The sequence below is a fragment of the Pseudomonas sp. CFBP 8770 genome, from assembly GCF_014841705.1.
GTDB lineage: Bacteria > Pseudomonadota > Gammaproteobacteria > Pseudomonadales > Pseudomonadaceae > Aquipseudomonas.
The window spans coordinates 328,204-348,103 of record NZ_JACYUL010000002.1 but is presented as its reverse complement, the minus strand read 5'-3'; the positions used below and the strand labels follow the sequence as shown (position 1 = coordinate 348,103).

The window sequence follows — 19,900 nt, the reverse complement described above, 5'->3', positions numbered from 1 at the left end:
GGGCTTGGCTCGGAGGAAGCGATAGAGGGGTGCGATTGTGCCAGATCCGGGGCCGGTTAGGTATGGTGACGCGCGGCAGAGGTCAAATCGCAGGCAAAGAAAAGCCCGGCCTGAGCCGGGCTTTTCGTTGAAGCGGCAGCTAATTACTTAGCTTGGGCTTCTACTTCAGCTTCTACGCGACGGTTTACAGCGCGGCCAGCGTCAGTGGCGTTGTCAGCCACTGGGCGGGTTTCGCCGTAGCCAACCGACTGAACGCGGTTGGATTCAACACCGTACTGACCGGTCAGCACTTGCTTGACAGCAGCAGCGCGACGCTCGGACAGCTTCTGGTTGTAGGCATCAGGACCGACGGAGTCAGTGTGACCTTCAACAGTGGTGGTGGTCTGTGGGTACTGCTTCATGAAGTCAGCCAGGTTCTTGATATCGCCATAGCTGTTGGTCTTCACGACCGACTTGTCGAAGTCGAACTTGACGTCCAGCTCAACGCGAACGGTTTCGGCAACGGCTGGGCAGCCATCAGCGTCAACGGTAACGTTGGCAGGGGTGTCAGGGCACTTGTCGACGTTGTCGCAGACGCCGTCGTTGTCGGAGTCAGCGCAGACTTCAGCTACTGGAGCTGGAGCAGCGGCTGGAGCAGGCTTGGAGCCGCCACCGAAGTTCACACCAACGCCGACGGCAGGAGCCCACTCGGTGTCGCCCTTGTCGATGTTGTACAGAGCTTCAACGCCGGCACGGGCGTAGAAGTTCTCGGTGAAGTAGTACTTTGCGCCGCCGCCGAGCTTGGCGAGGGTGGAGTGGTCACGACCACCGCGGTCCTGGCCAATGCTCTGGTGTGCGAAACCAGCGGAGACGTACGGACGCAGACCGGCGCCTGGAGTACCGAAGTGGTAGAAAGCGTCCAGGGCGGCATCGGAGCCCTTGATGTTCTTGCCAGCATCGCTACGGATGTTGTGGACTTCGTCGTAGGACAGAGCCAGTTCAACGTCGTCGGTCAGGAAGTAGCCAATCGAGCCACCGAACAGGTTGCCGTCGTTCTTGTAGTCACGGGCGCTGTCAGTCATGTACTTCTTGGCGAAGCCTTCCACCTCGACTGCGCCTTGGCCTTGTGCCAATACGCCGAACGAAGTTACGGCAACAAGAGAACCAATGGCAAGGCCCAAGGTGTTTTTCAGTTTCATCCGTTAAATCCCCATCTGGTGATTGTTAAGCGCCCCTCATCCGGGGCAGCTCGACGGCAAGTCTAGCAGACCTTGCCGATACGTTAGAGACCTTTGCGCCGAACTAAGTTTCGGACAGGTCTGCAAATTTATCGCGGAGCTTATCTAAGGCCCGCTTGTACCGCATTTTGGTGGCGCTCAAGCCCATGTGCATGATGTCGGCGATTTCCTGGAATTCCAGTTCCGCTACGAATCGCAGCACCAGAATCTCCCGGTCTATCGGGTTCACGAACACCAGCCATCGGTCGAGACCACCGCGCTCCTCCGACTTGGGCGCCTTCTCTTCGGATGCCTCCTCGAGCGGATCGAGACTCAGGGCATCCATCAAGCGGCGCTTGCGCCTTTCCTTCCGGTACTGCGTGATGCATTCGTTATAGGTGATGCTGTAAAGCCACGTCTTGAATTTCGACTTACCCTCGAAATTCTTTAGCCCGTACAGCACCTTCAGCATCACTTCCTGACAGACATCGTCAGCGTCACGATCGTTCCCTAAATATCTTGCACAGACGTTGAAGAGGGTTCGCTGGTAGCGACGCATCAGCTCTTCATAGGCCCGCGTGACATGGAACAGCTCCTCGTGCGAACGCGCCACCAACTCCTCGTCAGAGAGCTCGCGGGGATCGTAGCGCACGGGCAGCGTATGTACTTTATTCAAAACAGGTCGGCCCGAAGGTCAGGTCCCCGAAGGTCAGGTCATTGGCCGCCAAGGCATGATCGCTCAGCCTTTTTGCGGCGGCATACATTAGCAAAACGTTGACCTATCGGCTACTCACCCTCTGTTCCAGCAGCTCGCGATTGGACATCGAGACCAGCTCGCCTTCGTCGGTCATGACCGTCGTCTTGACGGTGCCGATTTCCTCGATCTGGCCTTCGACCCCTCCAACCTGCACCTGCTGGCCCACCTGAAACATTTCCCGCACGTAGATTCCGGCCAGTATCTGACTGGCGATTTCACGGCTGCCCAGCCCCATTGCCAGTGCAGCGGCCAGACCAACGGTAATCAAGGCGATGACGATCACGTGGTTCAACAGGTCGGTCTTGACCTCCAGCTGGCTGATGGCCACCGAAATGCTGATGATGATCACCAGCCATTGCGCCACACGTCCCAGGCCACCGGCGTAATCGAGCCCTACCCCTTCGGCGGCGCCACGCACCAGGCCATTGACCAGTTGCGCCAGCAGTACACCGACCAGCAACACCAGGGCTGCACCGAACACCTTGGGCAGGTACAGCGCCAGCATGTCCAGGGTCGCCGACACCCGCTGCAGCCCGAGGGATTCGGCGGCCGAGACCAGGAAAATCAACAGCACGAACCAATAGACGATTTTGCCGATGAGGGTCGAGATCGGCACCCTGAGGCCGCCGCGGCCCAGCAACTTGGTCAGACCGGTGCCCGCCATCAGGCGGTCGAGCCCGAACTTGGCCAGCAGCTTGGACAACAGCGTGTCGAGCAGCTTGGCGACCAGAAAGCCCAGCAAAACCACCACCAACGCCCCGAACAGGTTGGGGATGAAATTGGCGACCTTGGTCCACAGGGCGGTCATCGCCGCCACCAGGCTTTGAGTCCAGGGGTCCAGTTCCATTGATCAATCAGCCTTATCCGCAGCGGCGGAATCCGTACGACGAGACACCGGCGCGATATTCGCCGAACCACTGTTCACCGCGATCATGAACGCCTGACCCCAGCGGCCTATCAGGCTGAAGAGATCGCCCGCGCCGACCTGTCGGTTGGCGGTCTTGAGCACTCGCCCCAGCGCGGCGCGGTCGTCGCGGCCCGGCGCTTGAGCGTTGAGCATGTCTCGCAGGGATTCTTCGAACGGATCAGGCATGCATACCTCGCGAATTTCATTCAAAGACGAGACCCTGCTGCGGTGAGTCACAAAGGTCTCGGCGAGCACAGGGTAAATTCCGCGTCAGACCCAGCGCAAGCGTCGAAACAACAACCACTGGCCCAACGCCACGGCCACCATCAATGCGCAGGCAATGGTGAAGCCATAGGGGCTGTCGGAACCGGGAATGCCGCCGACGTTGATGCCCAGCAGACCGGTCAGAAAGCTCATCGGCAGGAAGATCCCGGTGATGATGCCGAAGCGATACATGGTGCGGTTCATGCGCTCGCTCTGACGCCGGTCTTCGGCCTCCAGCACCAGCCCGACGCGCTCGCGCGCCAGTTCCAGCTCTTCCAGGTAGCGGGTCAGGCTGTTGTTGAGCTCGTTCCAGTAGTCAGCATCGTCGTCGACGAACCAGGGCACCTTGTTGCGCGCCAACTGGCCAAAGATATCGCGCTGCGGCGCAAGGAAGCGTCGCAAGCCGGCCGCGCGTCGGCGCAGCTGCAGGATGCTGCCATGCTCAGGCGTGTACCGTTCGTCGGCGTCGAGTTTGTCTTCTTCCATATCGACGATATCGGAGAGGTCTTCGACCAGCGCCTGGACCTTTTCGGTCAGGTGCTGAGCCAGATAAAGAATCAACTCCGAAGCGGTTTTCGGCCCCTTGCAGGCGGCGAATTGCTCGAGCAGGTCGTCGGTCGCGCGCAATGGCCGCAGGCGCAGGGAAATGATGCGCTGGGCCTGGGCGAAGATCCGCACCGAGACCATGTCCTCGGGCTCGGCGCCGGGATTGAGATTGACCCCACGCAGGAACAGCAGCAATTCATCGTCGGGCAGCGGTACCAGGCGCGGCCGGGTGTTTTCCTCCAGCAGCAGGTCGCAGCTGAATTCGCTCAGGCCACTGCTGCGGCGCAACCAGTCACGGGTCTGGGGATGGCTGCGGTCCCAGTGCAGCCACAGGCTCTGGTGGGGTTGCAGCTGCAGCCCGTCGATATCGGTCCGGGCAACCGACTGCGCCCCCCCCTTACCGTCCAGCAACAAGGCATGCACCAGGCCCCATTGCGCATTTTCTTCCTCGTACATCGTGTCCCCGTTACTGATGGAAAGTTGTCATTCAGGCATGCTCAGTGCCTCTGGCGAGACGATGATGCCGTTGTTGTCGGCATACAGATAGTGGCCGGGAACGAATGTGACACCGGCGAAGCTGACCTTCACATCGAGATCACCCAGACCCCGCTTGACGGTCGGCATCGGATGGCTGGCCAGGGCCTGAACACCGACATCGGTTTGCGCCAGCATGTCGACGTCACGCACGCACCCATAGATGACCAGCCCTTCCCACCCGTTCTCCGCGGCTTTCTGGGCAAGCATGTCGCCCAGCAACGCCTTGCGCAGCGAGCCACCACCGTCGACCACCAGCACCTTGCCGGTGCCATCCAGAGCCACCTGCTCGCGGACTCGCGAGTTGTCCTCGAAAGTCTTGATGGTGACGATCTGGCCGCCAAAGGAATCGCGGCCACCGAAATTGCTGAACATCGGTTCGAGCACCTCGACGTCGGGGTAGGCATCGCACAGGTCGGGGGTCAAATAGTGCATGGCATTGCTCCTGGGGCGGATGGCGGCTGCAAGAGCCAGAAGCCTGCGCCGGACGCGGCGCGGCCATCACAGCCTAGACCATGCTCAGGTCGCCGCCAACGGCGTTGCACCGGGCAGCAGCTGCCGGTAGGGGTCGCTCAGCCAGGCACCGACCAGCGGCCAGACCTCGGCCTGGGCTTGCGCGCTGACCAGCATGCGCACGTGGTCGAAGTCGTCGCCGAAGCCTTGGGCACGGCCCAGGTTGACGAACTGATTGTGGCTCCCGGCGAATTGCTCGAACAGCTGCCGACAGTCCCAGCTCGGATCCTGCAGGTCTCCGACAGCCGCCACGGCGAGGATGGGCAGCTTCACTTCGCCCAGCCCCTGCCACCAGTCCCGCTCGGCATCGCCGAAACGGCCGAACAGGCCTTTCCAGCGCATCCATTCGAGGCCAACGCCCACCGGCTCGTCTTCCGGGCCGCGCTTGAGGCGAGTCCCGGAGATGTGCGGATAGCGCTTGAGCAGGCGGCGCGCGGCCCAGTTCAGCGGAGGAATCCGCAACTGCCAGTGACGACGACTGACCTGCGCGCCGAACAAGGCCGCGGACGCTGCCAGATCACCTTGCAGATAGCCGCCACCCAGGGCGGCGGCCAGGGTGATGCCGCCGAGCGAATGTCCGACCCAATGCGGCGTTTGAGCGCTGACCTCGGCGACGAACGCACCGATGACCGGAAGATCGTAGCGGGCGTAGTCGGCCACGGTATTGCTGGCGTAGTGCTGGTTGCGCGGCGACAGCCCGTGGCCGCGCATTTCGGCTATCCACACGTCGAACCCGCGACGCGCCAGCCAAGGCCCCAAGCCTATGCCTTTGGGCGAATACCAGAAGCGCCGGTTGGAAAAGCTGCCATGCAGGAGGATCACCGGCACCCCGCGGGCACCCGGCTGATCGGCCAGGCCCAGGCGCGTCAACGCCAGCTCGACACTGGGGTCGGGGCTGTTGGCGGCCTTGATGCGGTAGATGTCTTCGCTGAGGTCGCCGCGACGCTCGGCACTGAGCAGCGCGACGGGAAAAAGGGTACTGCTGCTTTGCATAAGGCACTTGCGTCTGAATGAATGAGACTGTAGCCGGGGCGCAAGCCGCGTCGCCCTTGATCTGTGCGTGAAGGGCAAGATCAAGGGCGACGCGGCTTGCGCCGCTGCTACAGGGGACCGGGGGGTTTGAAAGGACACACCGGTCTGGAGTGATACAGGGGCCCGGGGTGCCGGAAAAGACACACCGATCTGGGGTGATACAGGGGACCAGGGTGCCGGAAAGGACACACCGGTCTGGGGTGGTACGGCTTAGACGGCGCTTTCCTTTTCGGCCAGGAAGAACCAGGTTTCCAGGACCGAGTCCGGGTTCAGCGACACGCTCTCGATGCCCTGTTCCATCAGCCATTTGGCCAGGTCGGGGTGATCGGACGGGCCCTGGCCACAGATGCCGATGTACTTGCCGGCCTTGTTGCAAGCCTGGATGGCGTTGGCCAGCAGCTTCTTGACCGCCGGGTTACGCTCGTCGAACAGGTGGGCGATGATCCCCGAGTCGCGGTCCAGGCCGAGGGTGAGCTGGGTGAGGTCGTTGGAGCCGATCGAGAAGCCGTCGAAGAACTCCAGGAACTCGTCGGCCAGGATGGCGTTGGACGGCAGCTCGCACATCATGATGATGCGCAGGCCGTTGTCGCCGCGGGCCAGGCCATTCTCGGCGAGCAGGTCGATCACCTGCGACGCTTCGCCCAGGGTGCGCACGAACGGCACCATGATCTCGACGTTGGTCAGGCCCATTTCGTTGCGCACCCGCTTCATCGCCCGGCATTCGAGCTCGAAGCAGTCACGGAACGACTCGCTGATGTAGCGCGACGCCCCGCGGAAGCCCAGCATCGGGTTCTCTTCTTCCGGCTCGTAGAGCTTGCCGCCGATCAGGTTGGCGTATTCGTTGGACTTGAAGTCGGACAGCCGGACGATGACTTTCTTCGGCCAGAAGGCCGCAGCCAGAGTGCTGATGCCCTCGACCAGCTTGTCGACGTAGAAATTCACCGGGTCGCTGTAGCCGGCCACACGCTTGTCGACGCTGTCCTTGATTTCCGGGGTCAGGGTGTCGTAGTTGAGCAGCGCCTTGGGGTGCACGCCGATCATGCGGTTGATGATGAATTCCAGGCGCGCCAGGCCGACGCCGGCATTGGGCAACTGGGCAAAATCGAAGGCGCGATCCGGGTTGCCGACGTTCATCATGATCTTGAACGGCAGCTCGGGCATGGCGTCGACCGAGTTCTGCTTGATGTCGAAGCCCAGTTCGCCCTCGAAGATGTAGCCGGTGTCGCCCTCGGCGCAGGACACTGTCACGCCCTGGCCGTCCTGGAGCAGTTGCGTGGCGTTGCCGCAGCCCACCACTGCCGGAATGCCCAGCTCGCGGGCGATGATCGCCGCGTGGCAGGTACGCCCGCCGCGGTTGGTGACGATGGCGCTGGCGCGCTTCATGACCGGCTCCCAGTCCGGGTCGGTCATGTCCGAAACCAGCACGTCACCGGCCTGGACCTTGTCCATCTCCGAGACGTCGTGAATGATGCGTACCTTGCCGGCGCCGATGCGCTGGCCGATGGCGCGGCCCTCGACCAGCACGGTGCCCTTTTCCTTGAGCAGGTAGCGTTCCATCACGTTGGCGCTGGAGCGGCTCTTCACTGTCTCCGGGCGCGCCTGGACGATGTACAACTGGCCATCGTCGCCATCCTGGGCCCACTCGATGTCCATCGGGCGGCCGTAGTGCTTCTCGATGATCATTGCCTGCTTGGCCAGCTCGCTGACCTGCGCATCGGTCAGGCAGAAGCGTGCGCGCTCGGCCTTGTCGACGTCCACCACCTTGACCGAGCGTCCGGCGCGCGCTTCGTCGCCGTAGACCATCTTGATCGCCTTGCTGCCCAGGTTGCGCCGCAGGATCGCCGGACGACCGGCTTCCAGGGTGTGCTTGTGCACATAGAATTCGTCGGGGTTGACCGCGCCTTGCACCACGGTCTCGCCCAGGCCGTAGGCGCCGGTGATGAACACCACGTCACGGAACCCGGACTCGGTGTCCAAGGTGAACATCACCCCGGCTGTACCGGTTTCCGAGCGCACCATGCGCTGCACGCCGGCCGACAGGGCAACCAGCTTGTGATCGAAGCCCTGGTGCACGCGGTAGGCGATGGCGCGGTCGTTGAACAGCGAGGCGAAGACTTCCTTGGCCGCGCGAATGACGTTCTCGACGCCGCGGATGTTGAGGAAGGTTTCCTGCTGACCGGCGAACGAGGCATCGGGCAGGTCTTCGGCAGTGGCCGAGGAACGTACGGCAACGGCGATGTCCGGGTTGCCCTTAGACAGCTCGGCGAAGGCGATGCGGATCTCTTCGTTGAGACGCTCGGGGAACTCGGCCTCCATGACCCACTGGCGGATCTGCGCACCGGTGCGGGCCAGGGCATTGACGTCGTCCACGTCGAGCGCGTCGAGGGCCGCGTGAATCTGCTCGTTGAGCCCGCTGAGGTCGAGGAAATCGCGATAGGCCTGGGCGGTGGTGGCAAAACCGCCGGGCACCGACACGCCGGCACCGGCCAGGTTGCTGATCATCTCGCCCAGGGATGCATTCTTGCCCCCCACGTGTTCCACATCATTGTTGCCAAGCTTATCGAGGGAAACTACGTACTCTACCAAGGTGATCTCTCCACTGACTGGGTTGGAAAAGCTCGGGATGCCCGGCGCGAATCGTCGCACGCGGGGGGCTGTGGCCGCAGCCCCGGAAATGAACGAGAATGCCTGGCAATGCTGGCCATCAATCGGGCCTATCATATCCAAGAATCGTCAGTTGCCTACGGGCCGGGGCGCACAATGAAACGATCTGCATTCTTCATCTCCGACGGTACCGGCATTACCGCCGAAACGCTGGGGCAAAGTCTACTGGCGCAGTTCGAAAACATTACCTTCAGCAAGTTCACGCGGCCCTACATCGACAGCGTGGACAAGGCTCGGGCCATGGTACAGCAAATCAATAACTGCGCCGAAAAGGACGGTGTGCGACCGATCATCTTCGACACCATCGTCAACCAGGACATCCGCGAGATCCTCGCCACCTCCAACGGCTTCATGATCGACATCTTCTCGACCTTCCTCGCCCCGCTGGAAATGGAGCTCAGCGCACATTCCTCGTACTCGGTGGGCAAGTCTCACTCCATTGCCCACAACGCCAACTACATGGAACGCATCGAAGCGGTCAATTTCGCGCTGGACAACGACGACGGCGCCAGAACCCACTACTACGACAAGGCCGACCTCATCCTGGTAGGCGTGTCGCGCTGTGGCAAGACCCCGACCTGCCTGTACATGGCCATGCAATTCGGCATCCGCGCCGCCAACTACCCCCTGACCGAAGACGACATGGAACGCCTGCAGCTGCCACCCGCGCTCAAGGCCCATCAGCACAAGCTGTTCGGCCTGACCATCGACCCCGATCGGCTCACCGCGATCCGCCACGAGCGCAAGCCCAACAGCCGCTACGCCAGTTTCGCCCAGTGCGAATTCGAAGTGCGCGAAGTGGAAGGCCTGTTTCGCCGCGAGAACATTCCAAACATCGATTCGACGCATTTTTCGGTGGAAGAGATCTCCGCCAAGATCCTCGTCGAGAAAGGCGTCGAACGGCGCTTCAAATAGGCGCCCGCACCCTTGGCGCCTACCCCTGCCGAGCGGGCGAGCCTCGAACTTCACGGTCGATTCGCACTCCAAGGCCTCGCCCGACCGTGCCTGCGCTGGCGGCACGAAGGCACCGTGCTAGAATGCGGTGCTCTCTTCCTGTTACCCGCGAAACGTTTTTGCGGTGCCCGATTCGGTATTCATAATTTCAATTCATGACTCTCAAGCCTCTCTCCCGCCTGTTCAGCCTTTTATTCATTGCGTTCATTCCGGGCCTGGGCCTGGCTGCCGAAAAGACCACCTATGGCCTGAACGAGTACGCACAACTGACCGACATCGACCTGCGCGTGGCAGCCAAACTCGATACCGGCGCATTGACCGCGTCGCTCAGTGCCCGTGACATCAAGCGCTTCAAGCGCAATGGCCAACCCTGGGTGCGTTTCTACCTGGCGATCGACAATGCCCATTCCCACCCCATCGAGCGGCCGCTGGTGCGCGTGAGCTCCATCAAGCGACGCGCCGACGACTGCGAATGCAGTGCCCGCGAACGCAAGACCCACACCCAGCGTCCGGTGATCGAACTCGACGTGTGCATGGGCCATACCCAGCGCCGCATCGAGGTCAACCTCACCGACCGCACCGCATTCGACTACCCGCTGCTGATCGGCTCCGATGCGCTCACCCGCTTCGATGCGCTGGTCGACCCCAGCCGCAAACACGCTGCCGGCAAACCCGCCTGCGCCACTGTCGCCACCCTCGCAGAGTAATTTCAATGCGCGCTCTAACCCTGCACTTGAAGATCCTGATCACCGCGCTGGTGGGGCTGGGCATCGCCATCACCGCCTATCAGATCCTCGTACTCGGCATTCCGGTCACCGAAGACGAAACCGACGATCTGTGGAACATCGACGCCAAGGTTGAATTCGTCGCCAGCGCCAAGGACCCGGTGAAGGTGCAGATGTTCGTGCCGCCACTGAGCCGTGACTATGTGAGCCTCAACGAGAGCTTCATCTCCAACAACTACGGGGTCAGCGTCAATCGGCTGGATGGCAATCGCAAGGTGACCTGGTCGGCCCGGCGCGCCTCGGGCAACCAGACGCTGTATTACCGCCTGGTGCTGACCAAGCGCTACAGCGGCGAAAAACTCAAGGTCAAGGGCCCGATCTTCCGCGACAGCCTGGCCGTGGAAGGCCCGGAAAAGATCGCCGCCGAAGCGTTGCTGGCGCCCATCCGCCAGCATTCGGCCGATGTTGAAACCTTTGTCGGCGAAACCATCAAGCGGGTCAACAATCTGGCCGACGACAACGTCAAGCTGCTGCTGGCCGGCGACACCTCGACCTTGCACAAGGCACGGATCATCGACCTGCTGCTGTCCATCGCCCACGTCCCGATGGAAAAGGTCCACACCGTGCGCCTGCTCGCCGACCAGGCGCAGACACCGGAACTGTGGCTGCGCAGCTTCAACGGCAACGACTGGCTGTACTTCAACCCCGATACCGGCGAGCAGGGCCTGCCCGAGGATCGCCTGCTGTGGTGGACAGGTGACGAGAACCTGGTCAGCGTCGAGGGCGGACGCAAGGCAACCGTCACCTTCACCATGAACAACAGCGAGATGAACGCCATTCGCCTGGCCAAGCTGACCGACGAGAACACCGACGCCGATTTCCTCGAGTACAGCCTGTACGGCCTGCCGCTGCAGACCCAGCAGACCTTCATGATCATGGTGATGATCCCCATCGGCGTGCTGGTGATTCTGATCCTGCGCAACCTGATCGGCATCCAGACCCTGGGCACCTTCACTCCGGTACTGATCGCCCTGGCCTTTCGCGAGACCCAGCTGGGCTTCGGCATCATCCTGTTCACGGTGATCACCGCGCTGGGGCTGTCGTTGCGCTCCTACCTGGAACACCTGAAGCTGCAGATGCTGCCCAGGCTGTCCGTGGTGCTGACCTTCGTCGTGGTGCTGATCGCCGCGATCAGCCTGTTCAGCCACAAGCTGGGCCTGGAGCGCGGGTTGTCGGTGGCGCTGTTCCCGATGGTGATCCTGACCATGACCATCGAGCGTTTGTCGATCACCTGGGAAGAGCGCGGCAGCGGGCATGCCCTGAAGGTCGCGGTGGGCACGCTGTTCGCCGCCTCCCTGGCACATATCCTGATGAGCGTGCCGGAACTGGTGTACTTCGTGTTCACCTTCCCGGCAATCCTGCTGATCCTGGTGGGTTTCATGCTTGCCATGGGGCGCTACCGCGGCTACCGGCTGACCGAACTGGTGCGTTTCAAGGCCTTTCTCAAGCAGGCCGACTCCTGATGTTCGGCCTGTGGAAAACCTGGAAAGCGCTGGAGGCCCGCGGCATCATGGGCATCAACCGGCGCAACGCCGACTATGTGCTCAAGTACAACCGGCGCAGCCTGTACCCTATCGTCGATGACAAGATCATCACCAAGGAGCGCGCCATTGCGGCGGGCATCCATGTGCCCGAGATGTTCGGGGTGATTTCCACGGAAAAGCAGATCGACCGCCTCGACGAGATCATCGGCGGGCGCAGCGACTTCGTGGTCAAGCCGGCCCAGGGCGCTGGCGGCGACGGCATTCTGGTGGTCGCCGACCGCTTCGAGGAGCGCTTTCGCACCGTGTCGGGCAAGATCATCAGCCGCGAAGACATCGAGCACCAGATTTCCAGCATCCTCACCGGCCTGTATTCGCTGGGTGGGCACCGTGACCGCGCGCTGATCGAATACCGGGTGATCCCCGACCAGATCTTCAAGAGCATCAGCTACGAAGGCGTACCGGACATCCGCATCATCGTGCTGATGGGCTACCCGGTAATGGCCATGCTGCGCTTGCCGACCCGGCAGTCGGGCGGCAAGGCCAACCTGCACCAGGGTGCCATCGGCGTCGGCGTCGACCTGGCCACGGGTGTGACCTTGCGCGGCACCTGGCTGAACAACATCATCAGCAAGCATCCCGACACCACCAACGCCGTGGACGGCGTGCAGCTGCCCAACTGGGACGGCTTCATGCGCCTGGCCGCCGGTTGCTTCGAGCTGTGCGGGCTGGGCTACATCGGCGTCGACATGGTTCTGGACCAGGAAAAAGGCCCGCTGATCCTGGAGCTCAACGCCCGTCCCGGGCTGAACATCCAGATTGCCAACGACTGCGGCCTGACGCTGCGCACGCAGGCCGTGGAAAAACACCTGGAAGCGCTGGCGGCCGAAGGCATCGTGGAAACCGTCGAAGAGCGCACGCGTTTCGTCCAGGCACTGTTCGGTCACGTGCCCGCCGTAGTGACCTGAGCGCGGACGCCACGCCACCCGCACACGCGCCGCCCGGGTGCATTACAATCCCAGCCCCGTCACTGGCCACCGACCTATCATGCCAACCTGCTCGCTTCACGCCCTGCCCTACCTGGCCGACCCGGCGCCCTATTTCGCTGCGGTTCGCCACGCGCCTGGCGCGGTACTGCTCGACAGCGCGCAGCCGATCGCCCAGCGCGGCCGCTTCGACCTGATCAGCGCCTGGCCGGTGCAGACCCTCGGCGTCCAGGCCGGTGAGTCGGGCCAGCAGTACCTGCAACGCGCCCGTGTCGCGCTGGCCGGCTTGGGCCAGGCGCAATTGCCCGACGGCTGCGAGTTGCCCTTCGCCGGAGGGCTGATCGGCTACCTGAGCTACGATTTCGGCCGCAGGCTGGAGAACTTGCCAGCGCCCAACCAGGATGACCTCGACCTGCCGCACGCCAACCTGGGCCTCTACGCCTGGGCGTTGATCAGCAACCATCGCCGACAGACCAGCGAATTGATGTTCCACCCCGCGCTGGATGCGCGCGAACGGCAACGCCTGATCGACCTGTTCGCGCAACCGGCCACCCTCGAAGCACCGGCCTTCCGGTTGCACACCTCGATGACGCCGGACCGAACGCCGGAGCAGTACCGGCGGGCATTCGAAAAGGTGCAGGCCTACATCCAGGCCGGAGACTGCTATCAGGTCAATCTGACCCAGCGTTTTCGTGCCGCCTGCTCGGGCGACCCGTGGACCGCTTATCAGGCTGTACGCGCCGCCTGCTCCACACCGTTTTCCGGCTACCTGCAGCTGGCGGGCGGCGCAGCCTTGTTGAGCTTTTCCCCGGAGCGTTTCCTCAAGGTCACGGCCGCTCATGTCGAAACCCGGCCGATCAAGGGCACCCGCCCACGCAGCCTCGACCGCGAAGAAGACGCGCGCCAGGGCCGCGAGCTGCTGGCCAGTGCCAAGGACCGCTCGGAGAACCTGATGATCGTCGACCTGCTGCGCAACGACCTGGGCCGAAGCTGCCGGATCGGCTCGGTTCGGGTGCCGCAGTTGTTCGCACTGGAGAGCTATCCGAACGTGCATCATCTGGTCAGCGCCGTCACCGGTGAGCTGGCAGCGGACAAGGACTGCCTGGACCTGATCGCATGCAGCTTTCCCGGTGGGTCGATCACCGGCGCACCGAAGATCCGCGCCATGCAGATCATCGACGAAGTGGAACCGACCCAACGCGCCATCTACTGTGGCTCGTTGCTGTACCTGGATGTGCGCGGTGAGATGGACAGCTCCATCGCCATCCGTACCCTGCTGGTCAAGGACGGCCAGGTCTGCTGCTGGGGCGGTGGCGCAATCGTGGCCGACTCGCAGTGGCAGGCCGAATACCAGGAGTCGATCTTCAAGGTCAGCGTGCTGCTGGACACCCTGGCGGGGCTCTGAACCGGGTCATGTTGCCCGGTGTTTTTTTGTTACCATTGCGCCACATAGAGCGCCAAGCGCCACTTTGACCAGGAAGCCGCCTGATGAGCCAACCCTTCGATGTCGCCGACATGGCGACGACCTACGCGAACAAGTCCCCGCAGGACATTCTCAAGCTCGCCTTCGCGCACTTCGGCGACGATCTCTGGATTTCCTTCAGCGGTGCCGAAGACGTGGTGCTGGTGGACATGGCCTGGAAGCTGAACAAGAACGTCAAGGTGTTCAGCCTGGACACCGGCCGCCTGCATCCGGAAACCTATCGGTTCATCGAGCAGGTCCGCGATCACTACCAGATCACCATTGAACTGGTCTCACCGGACAACGCGCTGCTGGACCCTTTCGTCAAGCAAAAGGGGCTGTTCAGCTTCTATCGCGATGGTCATGGCGAGTGCTGTGGTATCCGCAAGATCGAACCGCTGCGACGCAAGCTGTCGACCGTCAGCGCCTGGGCCACCGGCCAGCGCCGCGACCAGAGTCCCGGCACCCGTAGTCAGGTAGCAGCGGTGGAAGTGGACGGCGCGTTTTCGACGCCCGAGCGTACGCTGTACAAGTTCAACCCCTTGGCGCAGATGAGCAGCGAGGAGGTGTGGGGCTACATCCGCATGCTCGAGCTGCCCTATAACAGCCTGCACGAGCGCGGCTTCATCAGTATCGGCTGTGAGCCCTGCACGCGGCCGGTGCTGCCCAACCAGCACGAGCGCGAGGGGCGCTGGTGGTGGGAGGAAGCCACGCAGAAGGAATGCGGGCTGCATGCAGGCAATCTGATCGCCAAGACCTGAACCGCGCAGCGCCTCCAGGCCATGGCAAGCCTGGAGGCAGCGGCGCGATCAATGCTCGGGTAACTCGACGCCTTCGAACAAGGCTTCCAGTTCCTGCTTGTTGTGGCACTGGATGGCCTTGGCCATGACCTCGCGGGTGAGGTGCGGCGCGAACTTCTCGATGAAGTCGCACATGAAGCCGCGCAGGAAGGTGCCGCGGCGGAAGCCGATGCGGGTCACGCTGGATTCGAACAGGTGATCGGCGTCGAGTACCACCAGGTCGTTGTCGAGCTTGGTATCGACCGCCATCTTGGCCACGATCCCCACTCCCAACCCCAGGCGCACATAGGTCTTGATGACGTCGGCATCGGCCGCGGTGAACACCACCTTCGGCGCCAGGCCGCGCCGCGAGAACGCTTCGTCGAGCTTGGAGCGACCGGTGAAACCGAACACGTAGGTGACGATCGGGTACTCGGCCAGTGCCTCGAGCGTCAGTTTCGGTACCTTGGTCAGCGGATGCCCCTGGGGCACCGCAATGCAGCGGTTCCAGCGGTAGCACGGCATCATGATCAGATCGCCGAACGAATCCAGCCCCTCGGTGGCAATGGCGAAGTCGACTGTGCCGTCGGCGGCCATTTCGGCAATCTGCATCGGTGAACCCTGATGCATGTGCAGGGCCACGTCCGGATACTGCTTGATGAAGCTGCTGATCACCGTCGGCAGTGCATAACGGGCCTGGGTGTGGGTGGTGGCGATGGAGAGCGTGCCCTTTTTCTCGTTGGAGAATTCCTGGGCGATCTGCTTGATGCTTTCCACCTTGCGCAGGATCTCGCCTGCCGTGGTGATGATGCGTTCACCGGCCGGGGTCACGCGAGTCAGGTGTTTGCCACTGCGTGCGAAGACTTCAACACCCAATTCATCTTCCAGCAGGCGGATCTGCTTGCTGATACCTGGCTGCGAGGTATACAGGCTTTGCGCCGTGGCGGAGACGTTGAGGTCATGATGCGCTACCTCCCAGATGTAGCGCAGTTGCTGAAGCTTCATATGAATCCCTCACACAGGAAAAACCGCCAGTCATCGGCGACGGGTTATAACTATATTAAAGGTTGTAACAATAAATCTAGAACTTTTTATTAAACTTGTAGGAAAAATAACCAACCTTGTGCTCACCCTCTGGGTCGGCTGCGGCGCTCGGTCAGGGGCACCATGTAGACCGGCACCGGGGACAGCTGCAGCACGCGGGCGGCAGTGCGTCCCAAGGGAACGTCGACGCTGGCACCGTGGCTGTGGCTGCCGAATACCAGCAAGTCCACGGCCAGCCGCTGGGCCTGGTCGAGGATGACTTCGGCTGGATCGCCTTGCCGCACACGCACGGCGCGGATCAAGGCAAGGCCCGGCTCGTCGTCGCCCAGGTCGCTGCGCAGGCTCTGTAGAACCTTCTCCTCGATCCCGGCCATGACGGTATTGAGCCCCTGGCTGTGCAGGCGGTCGAGCGCGGATTCGTCGAGGTAGCTTTGCAGCACCGATTCGGCAATCAAACCCATCGGCTCCACGGCATGGATGACATACAGCTGCGCGTTGAAACTGCGCGCCAGGGCTACGGCGTGCTGCATGACGAACGGGGCATATACCCCCAGGTCAGTGGCGTAGAGCATGGAGCGGATCATGCGACCTCCGAAGTGGCCAATGCGACAGGCATACTTGAGCGTAGCAGTGCCGCCCGCCGCGCACCGGTCGTCGGCGCATGGCAATGGCACAAATCCATTGTCTGCATGCGCTCTAACGCGCTAAGGTTCGACTCCCCCGCCGCTCATAATCATGCTGTGCCTCGCCGTGCGGGGTTCGCTGGCGGCCGGCACCCGTGACCTGACGAGTAACACGATGGCTGACCTACCGATCGACGACCTTAACGTCGCTTCCAACGAAACCCTCATCACCCCTGCGCAGCTGAAACGGGAAATCCCGCTCAGTGCCGCCGCGCATACCACCGTGGCCGCTGGCCGGGAAGTGGTGCGCGACATCCTCGACGGTCGTGACCATCGCCTGTTCGTGGTCATTGGCCCGTGCTCGATCCACGACATCGACGCGGCGCACGAATATGCACGCCGGCTCAAGGCGCTGGCGGCCGAAGTCTCGGACACCCTGTACCTGGTCATGCGCGTGTACTTCGAAAAACCGCGCACCACGGTCGGCTGGAAAGGCCTGATCAACGACCCGTACCTGGACGACTCCTTCAAGATCCAGGACGGTCTGCACATCGGCCGGAAACTGCTGCTGGACCTGGCCGAGATGGGCCTGCCCACCGCGACCGAGGCGCTGGACCCTATTTCGCCGCAATACCTGCAGGACCTGATCAGCTGGTCGGCCATCGGCGCACGCACCACCGAATCGCAAACCCACCGCGAAATGGCCTCGGGCCTGTCCTCGGCCGTGGGCTTCAAGAACGGTACCGACGGCGGCCTGACCGTTGCCATCAATGCGTTGCAGTCGGTGTCCAGTGCGCATCGGTTCCTGGGCATCAATCAGGAAGGTGGCGTGTCCATCGTCACCACCAAGGGCAATGCCTACGGCCACGTGGTATTGCGCGGCGGCAACGGCAAGCCCAACTACGACTCGGTCAGCGTGGCGGTGTGCGAGCAGGCGCTGGAAAAAGCAGGCATCAAGGCCAACATCATGGTCGACTGCAGCCACGCCAACTCCAACAAGGACCCGGCCCTGCAACCGCTGGTCATGGAGAACGTGGCCAATCAGATCCTGGAAGGCAACCAGTCGATCATCGGTCTGATGGTGGAAAGCCATTTGAATTGGGGCAGTCAATCGATTCCCAAGGACTTGGGCGACCTGCAGTACGGCGTATCGGTCACCGATGCGTGCATCGACTGGGCCAGCACCGAGAAGACGCTGCGCAGCATGCACGCCAAACTCAAGGATGTGTTGCCCAAACGTAGCCGCTGAGCCCAGGCGCCGGGTCAGTCGAGTTTCTGCTTACCCGGCCTTTGCATGCAGTTGCAGCCTGCCTGGCTACAGCTTGGCCGCACGGCGCTGATGGCGTTCCATGTAGCGCTCGACATAGGAGCACGACGGAATCACCGTGTAGCCATGGCTCTCGGCGTAGTCCAGAGCCTGCTCGGTGAGTGCCGCAGCGATGCCCCGCCCGCGCAGGGCGTTGGGCACGAAGGTGCGATAGATGTCCAGGGTCTGTTTACCCAGGTCCATGTAGGTGAGGTAGGCACGATGGCCGTCGATATTGACTTCGAACTGGTGACCGGCCTGGTCGTGGTGGATCGAAAGCGCCTCGCTCATCGCGTTTCCTCGCGGGTCTTGGATTTAGACCTCTACCTTACCGCTCTTTGTACAACGAAGAAACAGTTGTGCAGGCCCATGCCGTTTTTGTCATCAAGCACAATCGTCATGGCTGCGACGGGAGCAAACAACGTCACCCTGCAGGCGAGTTGATTGTCTTCCTGCACACTCATTGTCGGCGTCCTGGTTATCTCCATTCGCGGCCTGCTGCGGGACATTTAAACTCGTCCTTAGTTCATGCATGAGGCAATTACGCGATGCACTTGCGCACGCACTGGCCCGCGCCCAACCAGCGCTAGACCGTGATTTTCGGCTTATGTTCCGCCTCTGCGGCGTGGGTGGATTTTTTTTCATCTCTTGCGCAGAGTCCGTTTACTTACTACAAGTAATGAGTAGTATGTACGGCGGCTAGTTTCTCATTCATGAGAAATGGCTACTTAAAAGAATGTCCTTCGAAGGGGAACACAATGAACAATGCTCTGAAATTCTCTGCACTGGCCCTGGCCGCCGTTCTGGCTACCGGTTGCAGCAGCGCAACCAAAGAAACCGAAGCTCGCCTGACCGCTACCGAAGACGCCGCTGCACGCTCGCAAGCCCGTGCCGACGAAGCCTACCGCAAGGCTGACGAAGCGCTGACCGCCGCTCAGAAAGCCCAGCAGACTGCCGACGAAGCCAACGAGCGCGCCCTGCGCATGCTCGACAAGGCCAGCCGCAAGTAACAGCCTTTTGCGAGGCTGTAAAAAAACCGACCCACTGGGTCGGTTTTTTTATGGGCGCAGCCGCAGCCAGTTAGGGCGCAGGCAGACTGCCCGGTGCGCTGCTGATCATCGGAGCACCAGCCCCGGCGATTTCAACCGGCAAGCCGTCTTCGGCGGCGACCACATCACGAACCACGTCCCAGTTCATCTTGATGTCCGGGGCGAAGTCGCGACGGTTGAGCAACGCATTGATAACGGCGGTGTGCCTGTCGAGGGTCACCGGATCACCCTTGTCGGTCAGTTGCGCATGGGCTTCCAGGTACACCTTGCCGCCGCTCATGCCGAACTTGTAGGACTCGTTCATGATACGCACGCCAGTGCCCACCGGTACCATGCTGGCCAACTCCAGCACATTGTCGTTGTACATGCGGAAGCAGCCATGACTGGTGCGCATGCCGATGCCGAACTGCTTGTTCGAGCCGTGAATCAGGTAGCCCGGCAGGCCGAGGGTGAACTTGAAAGGCCCCAGCGGGTTGTCGGGGCCGGCGGGCACCACATTGGGCAGCGGATCACCGTCTGCAGCATGCTCGGCCTTGATCGAAGCCGGTGGCGTCCAGGTCGGGTTGGGGGTCTTGGCGATGATCTTGGTGTGCGCGATGGGCGAGCCCCACCCTTCCCGGCCAATCCCCAGCGGATAGGTGCGCACGACGTCCTCGCCCTTGGGGTAGTAATAAAGGCGGTACTCGGCCAGGTTGATGACGATGCCTTCGCGCGGACCCGGCGGCAAGATGAAACGGGTCGGCAGGACAATCTGCGTGCCGGCACCCGGCAGCCAAGGATCGACGCCAGGGTTTGCGGCAACCATTTCCAGATAGCCGAGGTCGTTGGCCGTCGCGATGTCGGCGAAGGTGTCCTCGTACTTGGCGGTGATGGTCTGCACCTGGCCGATGATGTCTTCACCCGCAGGTGGCAACGGGAATTCCAGCGCCATGGCCGGCGCCGCTGCGAATGCGGCGGCCAGCGACAGGCAGCGGGTGAAGGCGGAAAGGCTCGGCGGCATCCAGGAAATCCTTGGTCG

General features: G+C 62.2%; 21 protein-coding genes. 8 read left to right on the top strand and 13 right to left on the bottom strand.

Translation table 11 applies throughout. The features are described 5' to 3' along the window. Positions 1-143: 143 nt before the first annotated feature. From IFT98_RS06460 to ppsA, 8 genes are all read right to left on the bottom strand, one after another. Entirely contained in the window at positions 144-1,178 is a 1,035-nt protein-coding gene (locus IFT98_RS06460; protein ID WP_122713777.1) for an OmpA family protein, read from the bottom strand. 103 nt (positions 1,179-1,281) lie between these two features. Then, positions 1,282-1,872 (bottom strand): RNA polymerase sigma factor SigX, encoded by a 591-nt coding sequence (sigX, locus tag IFT98_RS06455; protein ID WP_122476059.1) that lies wholly within the window; start codon positions 1,870-1,872, stop codon positions 1,282-1,284. Positions 1,873-1,975: 103 nt separating this feature from the next. Then, positions 1,976-2,800 carry a mechanosensitive ion channel family protein gene (locus IFT98_RS06450; RefSeq protein ID WP_122794887.1) on the bottom strand — a complete coding sequence of 275 codons (825 nt, stop codon included), beginning with the start codon at positions 2,798-2,800 and terminating at the stop codon, positions 1,976-1,978. A 3-nt stretch (positions 2,801-2,803) separates the two neighbouring features. Then, positions 2,804-3,046, bottom strand: coding sequence for a CrfX protein (locus tag IFT98_RS06445; protein ID WP_122713780.1), 243 nt, complete (start codon positions 3,044-3,046; stop codon positions 2,804-2,806). 84 nt (positions 3,047-3,130) lie between these two features. Next, on the bottom strand, positions 3,131-4,126 hold the full coding sequence (locus tag IFT98_RS06440) for a zinc transporter ZntB (RefSeq protein WP_192047802.1): 996 nt from the start codon (positions 4,124-4,126) through the stop codon (positions 3,131-3,133). Positions 4,127-4,153: 27 nt separating this feature from the next. Beyond that, positions 4,154-4,639: a ribonuclease E activity regulator RraA gene (gene rraA, locus IFT98_RS06435; RefSeq protein WP_122476067.1), complete on the bottom strand. Its 486-nt coding sequence runs from the start codon at positions 4,637-4,639 to the stop codon at positions 4,154-4,156. Between the two features lie 84 nt (positions 4,640-4,723). After that, positions 4,724-5,710: an alpha/beta fold hydrolase gene (locus IFT98_RS06430; protein ID WP_192047801.1), complete on the bottom strand. Its 987-nt coding sequence runs from the start codon at positions 5,708-5,710 to the stop codon at positions 4,724-4,726. 249 nt (positions 5,711-5,959) lie between these two features. Continuing rightward, positions 5,960-8,335, bottom strand: a complete 2,376-nt coding sequence (gene ppsA, locus IFT98_RS06425) for a phosphoenolpyruvate synthase (RefSeq protein ID WP_122800229.1) — start codon at positions 8,333-8,335, stop codon at positions 5,960-5,962. A gap of 174 nt (positions 8,336-8,509) precedes the next feature. On the opposite strand from ppsA, the gene ppsR reads away from it, so the two are divergent. The 6 genes from ppsR to IFT98_RS06395 all read left to right on the top strand — a co-directional run bounded on the left by ppsR (position 8,510) and on the right by IFT98_RS06395 (position 14,842). Next, entirely contained in the window at positions 8,510-9,328 is an 819-nt protein-coding gene (ppsR, locus tag IFT98_RS06420) for a posphoenolpyruvate synthetase regulatory kinase/phosphorylase PpsR (RefSeq protein WP_122713785.1), read from the top strand. A 194-nt stretch (positions 9,329-9,522) separates the two neighbouring features. Continuing rightward, the gene (rloA, locus tag IFT98_RS06415; RefSeq protein WP_192047800.1) at positions 9,523-10,074 is read left to right on the top strand and encodes a retropepsin-like aspartic peptidase RloA; all 552 of its coding nucleotides are present in this window, start codon (positions 9,523-9,525) and stop codon (positions 10,072-10,074) included. A gap of 5 nt (positions 10,075-10,079) precedes the next feature. Continuing rightward, positions 10,080-11,615: an osmotic stress tolerance membrane protein RloB gene (gene rloB / locus IFT98_RS06410; RefSeq protein ID WP_122794891.1), complete on the top strand. Its 1,536-nt coding sequence runs from the start codon at positions 10,080-10,082 to the stop codon at positions 11,613-11,615. Beyond that, positions 11,615-12,601, top strand: a complete 987-nt coding sequence (locus IFT98_RS06405) for an alpha-L-glutamate ligase-like protein (protein WP_122794892.1) — start codon at positions 11,615-11,617, stop codon at positions 12,599-12,601. The genes rloB and IFT98_RS06405 overlap by 1 nt, the downstream gene beginning before the upstream one ends. A 79-nt stretch (positions 12,602-12,680) precedes the next feature. Further along, a complete protein-coding gene (gene pabB, locus IFT98_RS06400; protein WP_192047799.1) occupies positions 12,681-14,024 on the top strand; it encodes an aminodeoxychorismate synthase component I in 1,344 nt (447 codons plus the stop codon). Positions 14,025-14,107: 83 nt separating this feature from the next. Beyond that, positions 14,108-14,842 (top strand): phosphoadenylyl-sulfate reductase, encoded by a 735-nt coding sequence (locus tag IFT98_RS06395; RefSeq protein WP_122794894.1) that lies wholly within the window; start codon positions 14,108-14,110, stop codon positions 14,840-14,842. A gap of 48 nt (positions 14,843-14,890) precedes the next feature. Here the strand turns inward: IFT98_RS06395 and cysB are convergent, their stop codons facing one another. After that, entirely contained in the window at positions 14,891-15,865 is a 975-nt protein-coding gene (cysB, locus tag IFT98_RS06390) for an HTH-type transcriptional regulator CysB (protein WP_043185743.1), read from the bottom strand. A 122-nt stretch (positions 15,866-15,987) separates the two neighbouring features. Further along, positions 15,988-16,488, bottom strand: coding sequence for a universal stress protein (locus IFT98_RS06385; RefSeq protein WP_192047798.1), 501 nt, complete (start codon positions 16,486-16,488; stop codon positions 15,988-15,990). 214 nt (positions 16,489-16,702) lie between these two features. Between IFT98_RS06385 and IFT98_RS06380 the strand changes: the two genes are divergently transcribed. After that, entirely contained in the window at positions 16,703-17,776 is a 1,074-nt protein-coding gene (locus IFT98_RS06380; protein ID WP_122476765.1) for a 3-deoxy-7-phosphoheptulonate synthase, read from the top strand. 66 nt (positions 17,777-17,842) lie between these two features. Here the strand turns inward: IFT98_RS06380 and IFT98_RS06375 are convergent, their stop codons facing one another. Both IFT98_RS06375 and IFT98_RS06370 read right to left on the bottom strand, forming a co-directional pair. Further along, positions 17,843-18,124, bottom strand: coding sequence for a GNAT family N-acetyltransferase (locus IFT98_RS06375; protein WP_122713792.1), 282 nt, complete (start codon positions 18,122-18,124; stop codon positions 17,843-17,845). Positions 18,125-18,156: 32 nt separating this feature from the next. Then, complete coding sequence (locus IFT98_RS06370) at positions 18,157-18,297, bottom strand: hypothetical protein (RefSeq protein ID WP_192047797.1); 141 nt, start codon at positions 18,295-18,297, stop codon at positions 18,157-18,159. 294 nt (positions 18,298-18,591) lie between these two features. Here IFT98_RS06370 and IFT98_RS06365 point away from each other — a divergent pair, with 294 nt between their 5' ends. Continuing rightward, on the top strand, positions 18,592-18,843 hold the full coding sequence (locus IFT98_RS06365; protein ID WP_122476084.1) for an Lpp/OprI family alanine-zipper lipoprotein: 252 nt from the start codon (positions 18,592-18,594) through the stop codon (positions 18,841-18,843). 70 nt (positions 18,844-18,913) lie between these two features. On the opposite strand, the gene IFT98_RS06360 is transcribed toward IFT98_RS06365, so the two are convergent. After that, positions 18,914-19,882, bottom strand: coding sequence for a L,D-transpeptidase family protein (locus IFT98_RS06360; RefSeq protein WP_122794897.1), 969 nt, complete (start codon positions 19,880-19,882; stop codon positions 18,914-18,916). Positions 19,883-19,900: the final 18 nt, after the last annotated feature.

What these genes read in the sequence shown, in the direction of transcription:
- IFT98_RS06460 (WP_122713777.1), bottom strand. Translation starts at nt 1,178, where the DNA reads ATGAAACTGAAAAACACCTTGGGCCTTGCCATTGGTTCTCTTGTTGCC.
- IFT98_RS06450 (WP_122794887.1), bottom strand. Translation starts at nt 2,800, where the DNA reads ATGGAACTGGACCCCTGGACTCAAAGCCTGGTGGCGGCGATGACCGCC.
- IFT98_RS06445 (WP_122713780.1), bottom strand. Translation starts at nt 3,046, where the DNA reads ATGCCTGATCCGTTCGAAGAATCCCTGCGAGACATGCTCAACGCTCAA.
- IFT98_RS06440 (WP_192047802.1), bottom strand. Translation starts at nt 4,126, where the DNA reads ATGTACGAGGAAGAAAATGCGCAATGGGGCCTGGTGCATGCCTTGTTG.
- rraA (WP_122476067.1), bottom strand. Translation starts at nt 4,639, where the DNA reads ATGCACTATTTGACCCCCGACCTGTGCGATGCCTACCCCGACGTCGAG.
- IFT98_RS06430 (WP_192047801.1), bottom strand. Translation starts at nt 5,710, where the DNA reads ATGCAAAGCAGCAGTACCCTTTTTCCCGTCGCGCTGCTCAGTGCCGAG.
- ppsR (WP_122713785.1), top strand. Translation starts at nt 8,510, where the DNA reads ATGAAACGATCTGCATTCTTCATCTCCGACGGTACCGGCATTACCGCC.
- rloA (WP_192047800.1), top strand. Translation starts at nt 9,523, where the DNA reads ATGACTCTCAAGCCTCTCTCCCGCCTGTTCAGCCTTTTATTCATTGCG.
- rloB (WP_122794891.1), top strand. Translation starts at nt 10,080, where the DNA reads ATGCGCGCTCTAACCCTGCACTTGAAGATCCTGATCACCGCGCTGGTG.
- IFT98_RS06405 (WP_122794892.1), top strand. Translation starts at nt 11,615, where the DNA reads ATGTTCGGCCTGTGGAAAACCTGGAAAGCGCTGGAGGCCCGCGGCATC.
- pabB (WP_192047799.1), top strand. Translation starts at nt 12,681, where the DNA reads ATGCCAACCTGCTCGCTTCACGCCCTGCCCTACCTGGCCGACCCGGCG.
- IFT98_RS06395 (WP_122794894.1), top strand. Translation starts at nt 14,108, where the DNA reads ATGAGCCAACCCTTCGATGTCGCCGACATGGCGACGACCTACGCGAAC.
- cysB (WP_043185743.1), bottom strand. Translation starts at nt 15,865, where the DNA reads ATGAAGCTTCAGCAACTGCGCTACATCTGGGAGGTAGCGCATCATGAC.
- IFT98_RS06385 (WP_192047798.1), bottom strand. Translation starts at nt 16,488, where the DNA reads ATGATCCGCTCCATGCTCTACGCCACTGACCTGGGGGTATATGCCCCG.
- IFT98_RS06380 (WP_122476765.1), top strand. Translation starts at nt 16,703, where the DNA reads ATGGCTGACCTACCGATCGACGACCTTAACGTCGCTTCCAACGAAACC.
- IFT98_RS06375 (WP_122713792.1), bottom strand. Translation starts at nt 18,124, where the DNA reads ATGAGCGAGGCGCTTTCGATCCACCACGACCAGGCCGGTCACCAGTTC.
- IFT98_RS06370 (WP_192047797.1), bottom strand. Translation starts at nt 18,297, where the DNA reads ATGAGTGTGCAGGAAGACAATCAACTCGCCTGCAGGGTGACGTTGTTT.
- IFT98_RS06365 (WP_122476084.1), top strand. Translation starts at nt 18,592, where the DNA reads ATGAACAATGCTCTGAAATTCTCTGCACTGGCCCTGGCCGCCGTTCTG.
- IFT98_RS06360 (WP_122794897.1), bottom strand. Translation starts at nt 19,882, where the DNA reads ATGCCGCCGAGCCTTTCCGCCTTCACCCGCTGCCTGTCGCTGGCCGCC.